The organism is Lactobacillus ultunensis DSM 16047 (assembly GCF_001436305.1).
In the GTDB taxonomy this organism is placed as follows: Bacteria; Bacillota; Bacilli; order Lactobacillales; family Lactobacillaceae; genus Lactobacillus; species Lactobacillus ultunensis.
In genome coordinates, this window is the sequence record NZ_AZFO01000038.1 from 1 (window position 1) to 15173 (window position 15173).

At 34.9% G+C, this 15173-nt stretch carries 14 protein-coding genes; 2 read left to right on the plus strand and 12 right to left on the minus strand.

The window, feature by feature from the left end:
- Positions 1-159 precede the first annotated feature (159 nt).
- The 5 genes from FC57_RS11335 to FC57_RS09080 all read right to left on the minus strand — a co-directional run bounded on the left by FC57_RS11335 (position 160) and on the right by FC57_RS09080 (position 3991).
- The gene (locus FC57_RS11335) at positions 160-717 is read right to left on the minus strand and encodes a DDE-type integrase/transposase/recombinase (RefSeq protein WP_236253635.1); all 558 of its coding nucleotides are present in this window, start codon (positions 715-717) and stop codon (positions 160-162) included.
- Positions 606-1124, minus strand: coding sequence for an IS3 family transposase (locus FC57_RS11340; protein WP_236695726.1), 519 nt, complete (start codon positions 1122-1124; stop codon positions 606-608). Before FC57_RS11340 ends, FC57_RS11335 begins: the two co-directional genes overlap by 112 nt.
- 35 nt (positions 1125-1159) lie before the next feature.
- Positions 1160-1864 carry a helix-turn-helix domain-containing protein gene (locus FC57_RS09070; RefSeq protein ID WP_040529650.1) on the minus strand — a complete coding sequence of 235 codons (705 nt, stop codon included), beginning with the start codon at positions 1862-1864 and terminating at the stop codon, positions 1160-1162.
- A gap of 175 nt (positions 1865-2039) precedes the next feature.
- Positions 2040-3221, minus strand: a complete 1182-nt coding sequence (locus tag FC57_RS09075) for a spr1629 family repressor/antitoxin (protein ID WP_007126144.1) — start codon at positions 3219-3221, stop codon at positions 2040-2042.
- Between the two features lie 26 nt (positions 3222-3247).
- Complete coding sequence (locus FC57_RS09080) at positions 3248-3991, minus strand: spr1630 family ClpXP-sensitive toxin (RefSeq protein WP_007126143.1); 744 nt, start codon at positions 3989-3991, stop codon at positions 3248-3250.
- 535 nt (positions 3992-4526) lie between these two features.
- On the opposite strand from FC57_RS09080, the gene FC57_RS09085 reads away from it, so the two are divergent.
- Positions 4527-5180: a transposase gene (locus tag FC57_RS09085; RefSeq protein WP_007126142.1), complete on the plus strand. Its 654-nt coding sequence runs from the start codon at positions 4527-4529 to the stop codon at positions 5178-5180.
- Between the two features lie 56 nt (positions 5181-5236).
- Here FC57_RS09085 and rfbD read toward each other — a convergent pair whose 3' ends face one another.
- The 7 genes from rfbD to FC57_RS09120 all read right to left on the minus strand — a co-directional run bounded on the left by rfbD (position 5237) and on the right by FC57_RS09120 (position 13515).
- On the minus strand, positions 5237-6217 hold the full coding sequence (rfbD, locus tag FC57_RS09090; protein WP_007126141.1) for a dTDP-4-dehydrorhamnose reductase: 981 nt from the start codon (positions 6215-6217) through the stop codon (positions 5237-5239).
- A gap of 16 nt (positions 6218-6233) precedes the next feature.
- Entirely contained in the window at positions 6234-6842 is a 609-nt protein-coding gene (gene rfbC, locus FC57_RS09095; RefSeq protein ID WP_007126140.1) for a dTDP-4-dehydrorhamnose 3,5-epimerase, read from the minus strand.
- Positions 6843-6866: 24 nt separating this feature from the next.
- Positions 6867-7751, minus strand: coding sequence for a glucose-1-phosphate thymidylyltransferase RfbA (rfbA, locus tag FC57_RS09100; RefSeq protein WP_007126139.1), 885 nt, complete (start codon positions 7749-7751; stop codon positions 6867-6869).
- Between the two features lie 4 nt (positions 7752-7755).
- A complete protein-coding gene (gene rfbB / locus FC57_RS09105; protein WP_040529590.1) occupies positions 7756-8793 on the minus strand; it encodes a dTDP-glucose 4,6-dehydratase in 1038 nt (345 codons plus the stop codon).
- Between the two features lie 84 nt (positions 8794-8877).
- Positions 8878-10053: a MerR family transcriptional regulator gene (locus tag FC57_RS09110; RefSeq protein WP_007126137.1), complete on the minus strand. Its 1176-nt coding sequence runs from the start codon at positions 10051-10053 to the stop codon at positions 8878-8880.
- 151 nt (positions 10054-10204) lie between these two features.
- Positions 10205-12472 carry a S8 family peptidase gene (locus tag FC57_RS09115; protein ID WP_007126136.1) on the minus strand — a complete coding sequence of 756 codons (2268 nt, stop codon included), beginning with the start codon at positions 12470-12472 and terminating at the stop codon, positions 10205-10207.
- Positions 12472-13515 (minus strand): ATP-binding protein, encoded by a 1044-nt coding sequence (locus FC57_RS09120; RefSeq protein ID WP_007126135.1) that lies wholly within the window; start codon positions 13513-13515, stop codon positions 12472-12474. The genes FC57_RS09115 and FC57_RS09120 overlap by 1 nt, the downstream gene beginning before the upstream one ends.
- A gap of 252 nt (positions 13516-13767) precedes the next feature.
- Here FC57_RS09120 and FC57_RS09125 point away from each other — a divergent pair, with 252 nt between their 5' ends.
- Positions 13768-14997: a hypothetical protein gene (locus FC57_RS09125; protein ID WP_007126134.1), complete on the plus strand. Its 1230-nt coding sequence runs from the start codon at positions 13768-13770 to the stop codon at positions 14995-14997.
- The last annotated feature ends 176 nt before the right edge of the window (positions 14998-15173 follow it).

Consider the following 15173-nt stretch of genomic DNA (forward strand, 5'->3'; position numbering starts at 1 on the left):
AACCTAACTGTTGCACTTAATTTGACAACTCAGGAATAAATTGTATTCTTTATCTTCCATAAATTGTCACCATCTAAAATAAAGCCTATCTCTAATTTGATCCGTACCGTGTCAAGTAGACAATTAAAATATATAAAATCAATTGATTAACCAACCTGTTTATGCAGGTTGGTTTTTCTTGGCTTTGATTTTGTCCCACCATTCTTTATAACGTTTATCTGGTACAATTTTATAAGTACTTATATGTTCGGGATCTGCTTTTGCTTCTGCTCTTACTTGACCAGCTGTCTTGCCACCAAATCTTTCTTGGGGATCACAGTTGATGTAATAATCTATTGTTTTATCAAATGCATCTTTCATTTCATCATAAGTCTTAACATCTGGATATAGTACATCAAGCATCTCTTTTATTAATCCTTGCCATCCTTCCATTGGACCATTATCAATACAGCGACTAACTCTCGACATTGATTGGGTCATGCCATGGTCTTGTAGTTTCTGTGCAAATGGTTTGCGAGTGAATTGAAAACCACGATCGCTATGAAGCATGGCATGACTGTTTGGATCTTTAGCCCAAGCATCGTCTAGAGCAGCTTGCACTAACGCTATATCATTACGTCTACTAAGGGCATAGCAAACTGGATATCTATCGTAAAGGTCAAAAATTGTGCAAAGAAATATTTTTTGATCGTGGCCAGGAATCTTCTTTTCCGTGATATCTGTGCACCATTTTTGATTGGGCTTGTCGGCATTAAAATCACGTTTAAGCAAATTTCCTGCTGTCTCTTCGGGCGTTGACGGCTTATAATGATATTTTTATTGAAGCGACCTTTGCTCGTTCTAATTCCATTAACGCACATAATACGGGAAACTGTTCTGCGATAAACAACAGGTTCTCCTTCTTTTCGCTGAGCATTTAAAGCCATGGTCATTTTAGGTGAACCAAAGAGGCTATTATTGCTCTTGGCGATTTCTTTGATTTGCTTAAGTATTTTTTGATCACGAATTTCTCTCTTACTCGGTTTATGATGGAGCCACTTATAATAAGCCGATCTAGCCACTTGAAGAGTCTTACAGATCCAACCAATTGGCCAGCTGCAGTCTTGATGGCATTCCTTGATCAATTGATATATTTTTTGTTTTAAATCATGTCTAAACGCTATTTGCTTTTAGTTTGGTCCAACAACCACTCCCTTTCTAAGTCCCTCACTTTTTTTAAAAGCATATTTTCTCTTTGGCTTATTTCTAGCTGACTTTGTAATTCTTTGACTTGAAGCTGTATCTTTTCAAGTTCAGATAATTCACTTTGTGAACGTTTGCGGCCACGATTATCTTTAAGTCCTTCATTCCCTTTGTGTTCATATTTCTTGCACCAATTGTAGACTTGGGCATAGCTGCAGCCGTACTTCTTGGCTGTTTCTTTGTAATTTAAATCATGGTACCGGCAATACTTAACTATTTCTTCTCGTTCTTGTTGGTTTGTTTTCTTTCTAGTCATCTTGTAAACCTCTGGGGTAGGGTAATAATTTTTAAGTCTTCGATGACTATTATACTTAGAAACCCAATTTTTTAATTGAGTAGAACCTCTTAATCCGTATTTATTAGCTAATTGCTCATAGGAGCCTTGGCCATTTAGGTATGCTTTAATGCATTTAAGTTTAAATTCTTTAGTATAACTCTGATTGTGTTTATGTACTTTTAAAGCATCTGGTCCCTTTAATTTGAAGGAGTCCACCCATTGATTGACAGTTCTACCACTAACACCAATTGACTTAGCAATTTGTGCATACGACAATCCACTATTCAGATATTGCTGGACTGCAGCAAGCTTAACATCATAACTGAATTTACTTTTTCTGGACATAAAAAATGATCCTACTTTCATAGATAACACTTTTATATATTTGTGTTGTCTACTTAAGTAGGATCATATCATTTAACTTAGAAATAGGCTTTATTAGTTAAATTTTATGATAATATTTTGAGATCTCTACTTAGATATAAAATATCTAGATTTTTCATAAGATATATATTTCTCTTTATCGGCATAATTGATTACGCACTGCTTCAAAATCAATCACATTAGAATACTTAGACTTAGTAACCTCTTTATTTTTATCACAGTATTTATCAAAAAAATCTATTTTTAAATCAAATAAAAATATTAAAAATTCTAATTTTATTCCAAATTTTTCTATTAAGTCATTTACTGTAATAAGTTTATTTTCAAGTAAAAAACTCAACAAGTTTCTTACTTTTCCCGGTTTGATGGGGGAGATTGTATCATCTAAGGGCTCAAGTTCACGATACTTTTTTTTGGTCATTTGAGACCAAAAATATCTATTTTCCTGATACGATATTAACTTCAATTTATAAGCTCGGTACTCCAAAGCACCTATTGATACCATATATTTTTTCTTCAATTTAATGTAAAAATCGGGATTAGTTTTTCTAGGGATACTATTAAAATCTTTTTCAAATTCTAATTTAGGCATTAAAAAAGATGAAGCAAATTCATTTGCCTGCATTTCTACTTCTGTGTGCTCTCTATTAGTCAGTTCATTCATTACTATATATGAATGTAATAATAAATGCCCTAATTCATGAGCTAAATCAAAGTTTCTCCTTACAGCTGTTTTTTTAAAATTTCCTAAAACAATATATGGTTTCTCATCTTTAGTAAAACCACTGTACGCATCAATCGTATCTCCCAGATCTTTTTCTAAAATAGTTATTCCGCTTTGTTCCAATTTGGACATAAGATCTTCATTACTTTTTAATTCGTAGAAGCTTCGGGCAAAACTAGCAACATCAGAAATCTTAAAACTATTCTTTTGAATTTCATTAGTTTTTTGTTTTAATAACTCAAAGCCTCCAATATTTGACGTAACAAAACTTTCAAAATAATCAATAAAAGTTTTAGAATATGTCAAATACTCTAACTCATTATTGATCTTTTTACGAGAATTTCTATCTTTAGTTCTATATGCAATCGATCCTTCTAGAATTACATCTTTTTTAATGAAGCTAGGAGTGTTAAAAAAATGCATATTTACGCTAAACATTTCGGGTAATTTTCTCATAATATCGAGCCTGGGAGTTATTTGATTATTCTCATATTGACCAATTGTTTGCTCACTTACATTTAACTTTTGTGCTAATTCATTACGAGAAAAACCATGCAATTCTCGTAACTGTCTAAGTTTTTCTCCATAAAACATTTTTTATGACCCTTTAATATACTTTATTAATTATCTTTTTCTTCGGCATTATCTGCAATCTCATACTTCATATTCGAAGTATCATCATATTGAGCTTCAGGAATATTCTTTTCATCTTGAAAAAGATTTAAATCATCTGGATTAGGCTGAATTGGTGCCTCTGCAATATATTCTTTCCAATCTTCAATTTCTACTAATGAGTTTGTAACGGGATTAGGCATTAATAACTTCAAAGATTCAATACCACCATCTTGTCCCAAACTATAGCCTACTACATAGAAGCGACTTGAGTTAGTCTTTGATAATTTCTCTTTACTAGTCGAAATTTGTGGCAAAAGTTCTAATTGAACTGCTTGACCTGTTGCGTGAATTTTTTCTTTATGCTCTTTTAGGATATCAATATTGCCAACAGAGTCATGTGCTAAATAATCCGGAAGCTTATTATTTCTATTACTGATACTATTAGTTAATGTTTTATAGTTTTTCAAAATCACATTATTCACAATATCTGATTGCTTATCATAATAGCTAAATTGAAGATACTCCCAAGAATATCCTGCCATTTTAATTTGATAATTAAAGTTACCTAGTTTTTTAACTTCATTAGCTACAGCATTGTCAATAAAGTTACCCTTCATCCAGGCTCCACCTCTACTTACAATCAGATCACGTGAATCTTGATTTCGTCTTTTAACATAATCAGTAAAACCTGCCATTGTTCCATTAACAAAACTTTGTGAAATATCTTGATTAAATTCTAATTCCTTCACTTATATCCTCTCCCTGAAAAAAGTTTGCTATTTGTAAATATTATATTCCTTTTTTTGAAATTTTACTGCATTTTAGTGATTTTTTTGAAAGTATTTATGTTCGCTTAAACAAAATAAATATTAAATTCAGGTTTTATTATTTACTGAACCTTTTTACTTATATCACTTTAAATTTTTATCCTTTTTAAGATGCTATCTTATTCAAATTAACTTTATCTTCATATGACTAGCATTTTAGAATCTGTAAAATAGTTTGTGTATAGATTCCACATTTTTCCAGCTAACAACTTACCTTCCTACTGAGCTATTAACATTTTTTATTGCATTAAAAAATAGTCCACTACAATAAAAGAACCGAATCAACATGACTCGCTTCTTAGAAACAACAGATTGGTAAACTTATGAGTTATATATCTAAAACTTGAAAGCCAGAAATCATGCTCTTCCAGTATGGTTTCCGGCTTTTCTTGCTAAAAAATAAAAACGCAGGATTTCTCCGCNATGATCAAAAACAAAGCAAAGGAGATCCTACGCCATGAAAAGTATAACGCAATTCGATCAAGAAAAGGACTCTGAATCCTTAATTTCTGCTTTTTCTGAATTAATCGGTCTAGCTGATCTAAGCAAAAAAGTAAATTTTAAACGTCATTCTCTGGTTAGTCTGTTAATAGTTATTACCTGGATGATCAAGGCTAGATTTGCGAGAAAGTCGCTTTACCGCTGTCAGCGCGCCAAGGATTTTACTGCCAAAACTGGCAGAAATGTGCTCAATGATAGCCGCATCAACTGGCAGAAGCTGGTCTGTTTGGCTGCCGTCAAGCTGATTTCTGTTTTGAAGCCAGCAATTGATCGGCGCAGAAGATTAGCTTTGATCGTTGATGATACATTAATGGCTCGCTCTTGTTCTAAAAAGACAGAATTATTGACCAAAGTTTACGATCACGACAAGCATGAATTTCTAACCGGCTATCGCGGCTTAACCGTGAGCTGGAGCGACGGCAGTACTTTTTTGCCGGTTAATTTTGCTTTGATGTCAACTAAGAAAAAGGAAAACATGATTGGCAGACCGACAGTCACCATGAACCAGAGCTCAATTGCCGGCCGCAGGAGAACACAGTTGCAAAGACAAATAAATATTGTAGCTATAGAATTGATTAAACAGGCGATTACAACAGAAGTCCCAGCTTAGTATGTTTTATTGCATTAAAAAGGAGGCTACCACAGCCTCCTTAATTCTTATTCTACTTATAATTCATCAAAGAAACCTTGTTTCTTCAAGATTTCTAAGTAGCGATGAACCGCATGTGGCCAAGTTGACAATGGCTTAAAACCATTCTCTACCAGCTTGCTCTTATCAAGACGTGAGTTAAATGGACGCACGGCCTTAGACAAGCCGTATTCGGCAGTCGTTACTGGTGTAACTTTTGTAGTGTAGCCAGCTTGACGATAGATTTCCTTAGTAAAATCATACCAGGAAATGTAACCAGTCTTCGTGCCATTTTCGTCAAAACCACTCTTAGTTGCAGGCAACTCTGAGTTAGTTACGTGATAGTAACCATACTTGTCAGTCTCGATCATATCTACAAGCAGACGAGCTAAGTCAAAGGTGTAAGTTGGCGTACCAATTTGGTCGTTAACCACCTTAACCTCATCATGAGTAGCACCAACCTTAAGCATGGTCTTGATAAAGTTGTGGCCGTTCACACCAAATACCCAAGCAATACGTACGATGAAGTACTTGTCTAAAGTATCGCTAACTGCCTTTTCGCCACCTAACTTAGTTTCGCCATAAACGTTCAAAGGCTTGTAACCCTTGAAATCTGGCTTCCATGGTTCAGTACCTTGACCATCAAAAACATAGTCAGTTGAAAGGTAAACCATTGGTACATCAAGCTTCTTGGCAACATTAGCAATATTTTGCGTACCGCCAACATTAACCTTGCGTACAGCGGCAACCTTGTCATCATCTTCGGCCATATCTACGGCAGTCCAAGCAGCACAGTGAACAATCACATCAGGGTCAACATCAGTGATTACTTTTTCTACTGCAGCCCCATCAGTGATGTCCAATGGAACATAAGGCATCTTAGTAACTGCACTACCGTCAGCAACACCAGCATATTCAGGCTTCAAGTCTGAGCCAACGCCTTCATAGCCACGCTTAGCCAGTTCATTCATCACGTCATGGCCCAGTTGACCATTAACGCCAGTTACAAAAACTTTCATCAAAGCACCTCACCGATTAAAACTTAAAGGTTTCTTTTAAGCCCTTCCATTCTTGGTCACGATCTACCAAGTTAAGCTTAGTACCATCATCTAAAGTGTAGCCACTAGCATCTGCACTACCTGGGTAGTCACCCTTAACATGTGGCCACTTGATACCGATCTCTGGGTCGTTCCAAGCCATACCGCCTTCATCATTTGGGTGCCAGAAGTCGTTAACTTTGTAACAAAATTCAGCAACGTCACTTAAAACAAGGAAACCATGAGCAAAACCTTGTGGAATCAAGAATTGCTTCTTGTTTTCAGCAGTTAATTCAACACCATACCATTTGCCGTAAGTCTTTGAATCGCTTCTAAGGTCAACGGCAACGTCAAACACGTCACCACGAACAGCACGAACCAACTTAACTTGTGGGTAATGCTTTTGGAAGTGTAAACCACGAAGCACACCCTTAGTTGAGCTAGATTGGTTGTCTTGTACGAAGTTAATGCTAAAACCAGCATCCATCATGTCTCTTTGGTTAAAAGTTTCCATGAAGTAACCACGATCATCACCATGAACAGTTGGTGTAATAACTGCTAAACCTTCAATGCCACCGACATTCTTTTCAACTTTAATTTGTCCCATTTTTATCTTCTTTCCTTATTAATATTAATAACGCAACTTACCTTCAGCAACAGCCTTCAAGTGTTGACCATATGGGCTCTTGCCATAGTGTTTAGCTGCCTTAAGCAAAGTGTCCTTATCAATCCAACCATGAATATAAGCAATTTCTTCAGGTGCTGAAACAGAAACGCCTTGACGTTCCTCCACCATCTTAACGTAGTTGGAAGCTTCAACCAAACTGTGCATTGTACCAGTATCAAGCCAAGCATAACCACGACCCAAAAGTTGTACGCCTAATGTACCTTCTTTCAAGTACATGTCATTCAAACTGGTGATTTCTACTTCACCACGAGCACTTGGCTTAACCTTAGCAGCCTTTTCGCTAACACCAGCTGGATAGAAATAAAGACCAGTAACTGCATAATTGCTCTTAGGATGTTCCGGCTTTTCTTCAATTGAAACAGCCTTGCCATTCTTATCAAAATCAACCACGCCGAAACGTTCAGGATCGTTAACGTAATAGCCAAAGACTGTAGCCTTGCCATTTTGTGCATCTTCGGTAGCATCCTTGAGCAACTTAGTAAATCCATTGCCGTAAAAGATGTTATCACCTAAAATCATGGCACAAGGTTCACCATTAATGAAGTCTTTGCCCAAAGTAAATGCTTGAGCCAAACCATCTGGAGTAGGTTGAACTTTATAAGATAACTTAACGCCAAATTGTGAACCATCACCAAGCAATTCCTTGAAACGAGGGGTATCAGCTGGTGTAGAAATGATCAAAATATCCTTAATCCCTGCAAGCATGAGAGTTGATAAAGGATAATAAATCATTGGTTTGTCATAGACAGGCAATAATTGCTTGCTAGTTACTAAAGTTAACGGATAAAGACGGGTGCCTGAACCACCTGCTAAAATAATGCCTTTCATCGTATTAGTCCTTGTCTAAAACCTTTCTGTCGCCGTACATTTCTTTGTAGTAGTTTTGGTAGTCGCCAGAAATGATGTTTTCCCACCATTCTTTGTTGTCGAGATACCATTGAATGGTCTTCTTAATACCATCCTTGAACATGGTTTCTGGCAACCAGCCAAGTTCCTTATGAATCTTATCTGGATCAATAGCGTAACGACGGTCGTGACCTTTACGGTCAGTAACGTGTTCAATCAATGAGTATGGCTTGTCTAAGTAGTCACAAATCAATTTAACAATATCGATGTTGTGCATTTCGTTGTGGCCACCGATATTATAAATCTCGCCAGCTTTACCCTTTTCCAAGATCAAATCAATAGCCTTGCAGTGATCTTCAACGTAAAGCCAGTCACGGACGTTTTCACCATCACCGTAAACAGGAAGCTTTTCATTGTTCAAAGCACGCTGAATCATTAATGGAATCAACTTTTCAGGGAATTGATATGGACCATAGTTGTTGGAGCAACGAGAAATCGTTACTGGCAAATTGTAGGTTCTACCATATGCACCCACCAATAAGTCAGCACTAGCCTTACTTGATGAGTATGGGCTTGAAGTGTGCAATGGCGTGTCTTCGTGGAAGAAAAGATCTGGACGATCAAGTGGCAAGTCACCATAAACTTCATCAGTTGAAACTTGGTGGAAACGCTTGATGCCATATTTGCGACAAGCATCCATTAAAACTGAAGTACCAATGATATTAGTTTCAAGGAAAATAGTTGGATTTTCAATTGAACGGTCAACGTGACTTTCAGCTGCGAAGTTGACTACTACGTCAGGTTTTTCTTCTTCGAACAACTTGTAGACGCCATCACGATCGCAGATGTCTAACTTAACAAACTTGAAGTTAGGCTTGTCTAAAACGCTCTTCAAAGTTGATAAATTGCCAGCATAAGTCAATTTATCTAAACAAATAATTTCATAATCTGGGTGCTTCTTCATCATGTAAAAAATGAAGTTTGAGCCGATAAAGCCGGCACCACCAGTAACAATAACTTTCATTATTAACCTCCACTGTGAAAAATCATATTTCATACGAAGTATATAACACTACGTTACGTCACCTTCAAGGGTAAATAAAAAGTTTTAAACTTTTTTAGCACTAAAATATCCCGCATCTTTGGTGATATAAAAACCATTTTCAACCTTGTGATCCACATATTGTTTAAAATCCTGATAATGATCTAGCAAAATTGAATTTTGATTACCATGACAAGACAAAATATAGGAAATGATCGGCATTGATTCAGACAATTCAATTGCATCTTGATACTTGTGACAAGTTACATCTTCAAAATATGGCTGCAAGATCTGCTCACCGTTATCCAAACCAAAACGTTCATATAAATTAGTCGAAGATAAAACAATATTGGAATTGTAGCTTTGAACCAGGTCTGTAATCTCATGCATATGCCTTTTAGAATATGTGCTGCAAACAAATGATGCCCCCGGCTTCAACACACGTCGCACTTCTTTCAATGTCTTGGGAATATCATCACAGTAAAAAAGCATGTGATTGGCAATCACCAGATCGAAAGTGTTATCTGCAAATGGAATCTTCTGCGCATCAAATACAGCATATTGAAACTGCGAATGATCGCCTATTGCCTTTTTAGCATCAGCAAGCATTCCCTCGGAAATATCAGATAAAACCACCGTTACACCGGTTGGCACATTGTCGATGTTCTGCGACCATAACGCCCCATTGCCTGCACCCAATTCGAGCACCTTCATCCCTGGCTTTAAGTGTAAATTGCTAAACAACCATGGGAACCAGCCTTCCTTATTCACTGAATAATCTCGGTGCAAACGAATGCGCGCAGAAATATTCGTAGCGTTTTTGTATTGTATGCTGAGTGATTGATTCATCGAAGTTAAATGAATCAAATTGAGCATCTTACTCCAATCCACTTGCTGATTAGATTTTAAAGCCTGACTAGTAGAATCAATTGCCACAATCACGTTTTTCATTTCTTCTAGACGTTCTTCAGCTAGACGCTTCTGAATTTGCAAAGAATTTAGCAAAAATTGTACATCCCCTGAGCCAATCGTCATTTCACGAATGTCGCTCAGTGAAAAGCCCAAGTATTTTAAAAGCAAAATCTGTTGCAACTTGGCAAAATCTTGGTCAGTATAACGCCGTGCGCCACCTTTGGTGCGAGTTGCTGGTTTTAATAAATTTCTTTGGTCGTAATAGCGAATCGTGCGGATCGACACATGTGCTTTTTCCGCAAATTCGCCGCTTGTGTAGTATTGTGGCATGGAATATTAATCCTTTTTCTTTGTACAAAAAAACACCCTTATTCTAAAGAACAAAGATGCTTTCCCGCAACAGGCTCCGTAGAGTATCTGTCACTCTTCCTCCATATAAGATTACTATATTATCCACTTAAGTCAATTAGTTTTATTAGCATTATTTATCGATATCGTCAGTCCAATTAATTTCAGTATTACCCTCAAGATTTGCCTGTAACATCTGGTCAATATCGATATCACTTACACGCCAGTTATTATATATGCACAACTGTTTGAACTCTTCATTTAAATTCTGACCTTTTAAGTTCTTTAAAGTAACAACTACAGCAAAATTAAACGGACGATGCTTATATCCATAAAGGCGTTCTGAACTTACAAGCTTCAAGCCCCAATAGCCTTTACCAAGTACACCCTTACCTTTTTTTCGACTAGTAAATTTTTCCGCTTTAACTTTTACATTCTCCCATTTTCCCAACCATCGACGTAAATCTGTCTCGGGTATATACTCCTTCTCAACATTATTATCATTTACAATTGATTTTATCGCAGTTGAAGTTTCTCCTTCAATTCGGCCAAATTGCAGAGATAATTCAGTATCCGTGTAATCTACACCTTGATTTGGAGAACAAGTTGGAAAATATGCTAGAGTTGCTCTTGCAATAAACGGAAATTTATTCAATGAATCTTTTGGCACAGGAATACCATCACTATAAGTAATCCTTTTCTGAGATATTCCTCTAATAATAAATCTAATCTCATCCGATTTACAATTTATTACATCCCTAATATCAATTGGTACAACGCCATATCCCATATACTTAGGATCTTTTTTTTCAGTTAACCATCCTGAAGCTGAATCTATTATTAAAGCTTTGGTTGTCTCTCTAGAAAAATGCATTTTATCCATCAAAAAAGAGGCTTTTCGTGCAATCCATGGTGCAGCAAATGAAGTCCCCATCACACTTTTTTCACCTAATGAAGTGGCTGTAACCAAAGGGTGAGTGATATCGCCTCCATAGTAACACACATCTGGCTTTACAAAATAATGTAGAACAGGACCTTTTCTCGCGTAACTCGCAGCTTTTCCATCAACATCAACTGAATTTACTACCAATGAATTAACTGAATCAGCAGGAGAACCTATCCTATTAAATTGTTTTTCTTCTTTACTTCTTCCGTTATCCAAATTTGTCCCTGCAATAATAAATAAAATATCTGGATGTTCTGCTTGCAATTTATCCAAAACTGCAGCTTCATTAGAAATACGATTAGTATTAGTAGAAAAAGGTCTTCCTAATGATAAATTCCAAACATGAATTTCGGGATGTGCTTCAACTATTTCCCTTATTCTTCTAACAATTCTAAATGAACTTTCTCTTCCACCTCTTGTGATTCCAAAATGATGAACTCTAAACAAACCACAATTATCTTCCAAACCTGGATTAAATTTAGGTCCAGCAACAATAATTGAAGTAACTTCATTTCCATGATCTATTCCATCTTCAAAATCATTGTCATATTCTACCCAATCTTTAAAATAGCCTAGTTCTTTGTACGTAGTATCTATAACACCAACGATAGGTTCGTTATTAGGTTCAGGTAACTCACTAAGCTCTTTGGGACTTACATCTGCATTGAATTCCTTTTTTAAGTCAAAGAGATCTTTAGACTGAGCATATACCAAAAATGAGCCTTTCTCCTTTAAAATTTTTAAATCATCTCGATCCAAGAGAACAACGTTTCGATCTAAAATATCTTCCCTTGTCTTATTAATACCTAACTTCCGTAAAACGTCTAGCAAATAACTGCTATCTTCTGTGTTGGTTTTCAAATCATACAAACTAACGATTTTTTCTTCAGTATTATCAATGTCTTCGAGATAAACATCAAATTTTTCTACATATGATACATCTATAATAGTTTGAGCAAATCTTTTAGCATCTGATTTATTTTTAAATAGAGTTGTAGGATTATTCTCCAGTCTCTCTAAATCTTTATTATTGATCTCATTATTAAAACTACTATCCATTAAGTTTATAGTTTTTTCTATTTCAGAAATTGTTTTTTTTAAAACATCGATCTTAACATGATATGTAATTACGTGTCTTAAATCATCATCTTTATTGCCTAAATATCTTACTCCAACAATAAAATTATTAGGATGCTTAGTAGTATTTTGTCGAAACAATTGTTGAATTCGATGCGTTTTAGGTACTACAGTATCATAGTAGGCAGATATTATCGCACCTTCTATTAAATCCTGCTTTTTCTCCCAAAAGTTAAGTATATTCATTAGCTGAAGTTTTTTAACTTTTAATGTTTTAGATTTAACTACACTATTTTTGGCAAGCTTTGGAAAAGAACTATATAAATTAGCCGAGGAACGATAATGCCAATTTTGACTTAATTGAATTAATTTATTCATTACTTATCCTCCAAAATTCTTGCAACCGAACTTTTAGATTTGCCAGTAAGAATTCCTATTTCTCTAAGTGTAAATCCTTCTTCACTTAACTGAGAAATATTCATTTTTTCTCCACTAACTGCTTTATACAATCTAACTAAATAGTCATTCGGATCATTCGGATCACTAAATGCTACTGTAGTCCTAATTACATTATTTAAGTTTCCTGGCAATGGAATTTTGTCATCATACAGACCAACTATTTTCTTAAACAGTTTTATATTACGAGATATCTTATAATCAGTATCTTTATATATATCATTCATAATAGCAACAGCTACGTCCATCAAGTCAGACGTACTATACTGATTAAAATTGACTATTAAATTAAATCTTCTTGAAAGTGCATCATCAAGATATTTATACAGATTAGTTGTTGCTATCAAAATAATATTACTATTAAGTTCATCTAGTCCTTTTAATACGGCAGTAGTTGCTCTTCCCATTTCTCGAATGTCATTAGACGAAATTCTATCTAAAGCAATTGCATCAATCTCATCCATCAAAACAATAACTTTTTCTGGATAAGGTATATTGTTTATCTCATTAAACAATTCCGATATATTTTTTGCAGTCTGACCTAATCTACTATCTATCACACTATCAAAATCAACCTTATATATTGTTTTATTCAAAATTTTAGAAATAACTTTAACGGATTCGGTTTTACCAGTACCTGGTTTCCCAACAAATAAAAATTTATTGATCCCATTGTTCCTATTTATTGCATTCATAATGCCCCTTAAATCATCATAAATTGAATCCGGCAATTTAAATACTGTTTTGTTTAAATCACTGACTTGGTGTAAATATTTAAATGAATAATGTATTTCTTGGGGAACAAATACGCCTTGAGTAGCTAACAACGAATTAATGTAACTTCCGATATCAATATCACCCATTGCCTTAAATTCGTCTGCAATCTCTAATGCTTTTTGCTTGAAGGCAACGTTGTTTTTATCAACATGATACTTTATTAAGTCGACAACATCACTTTTCTTCATAATTTTGACCTCCTAGTTATAATTTTATCAGCATGTGGGACAGTTTTCCATATTTTGGGACAGAGTTTTTACTTGATTTCTAAAAATTTTAGTTATATGCTTATAATGTAGACAAAAAAAGAAGCCTCAAGTGGCAGCTTGGACTTCTTCAAACGAGACAAATACCAACACATATCTCACAGTTATTATAAACAGTAATAGTTAAGATATCAATCCGTTCTTTGTCTCTTTAAAATTAAAAAGGAGACTTTTATGCAAAAGTTAAAATTAATTAGTAACAATTATAACCCTAATGACGATTGTGCAACCAGCATTCAAGTTGAAAGGCTATTAAGTAACTACAAAAAACATCATGAATCTGTTGATAATAACGATGATGCGTTAATCAAAAAAGTTAAGGATTCTTTTCCCATTATTACTAATAAAAATGGTGAAGTAAGAATTTTAGGCTTGTTGCAAGCTTTGAACTCGGTAGAGCAAATTACCAATTTCAAAACTGACAAAAAATTGAAGCTTTCTGACCTAGAGAACATTGATTTCAAGTTAGTGCCTCCGTCCACACATCACGAAATGTATTTTAACGTAGCAAACGATAGTAATTATTCAACTATTTATAATGCCAAAAATACCTTCCTAGATTACTATGACTTAGCTAAACATGCGAATTACCTTCTTAAAAACGGTAAAAATGTGAACCTTCTAGATGATCTAAATGATCTGCAATCTACGGATAACTTATCAAGTAGAGATTTTACCTATCGTTTTATTCAAAGTAATGGAAGTAACTACTTAAGAGCTATCGTCTCAAAGGGGCGTTATAAGTTCTATGACAATCCAATTGCTCTTTATATTGCAATTTCAGTTCTAAGTCAATACATCAAAGAAAATAATAGAGACTTTATTTGTCAAAAATTAACTGTAACTGACTCAAAGTTATATGCATATTTTTTAGAGAAAGAACCCTTAACTATTAGAAATGGAATAACTATTCAAACTGGACTAATCCTTTCTAATAGCGAACTTGGTGATGGAGCTGCAAGCTTCAATGCATATTATGTAATTAGAAATAGTGAAAATAAGAAGTTCGTTGGATTAAATAGCCCGATTGCTAGCATTAACCATGGAAATAATCCTATTCGAATAGAAAAGAGCTTTGAGCAATTAAACAAATTTGAAAAACAACGCATTGACGTTATTGCTGCAGTAGAAAAAGTTAAGTTTACTAAAAAGTTAACTAGAGATGATCTATCAAAAGTTGCAACGCTCATCTCACGTCATATGCCAATGCGTCAGACAGAAGCTAAGCACGTTAAGGATAGATGGCTCACATTCGTTGAAGCAGAGACGGCATTAAAAAATACTTTCTCTTTGATGGATCTTTTTGACAAGCTTAATTCTTTTCTTGAAAATGAAGACCCAGACATCCAACTAATTATGGAGTCTAGAATTTCAAGATTACTTAAACATTTTGTCGAAAAATAAGATAACTAATATCATAATCACATAAACTTAGTAAATGATTTTATGACTCTATGACTTTCTGCTAATGGCCTATCTTCACGATAAGACATTAACAGGATTTTTTATGCATAAAAACATACTAACCCAGTGCTAGATAATCATTCGACGGAATAATTGATACATTCCCTGTCAAGTAG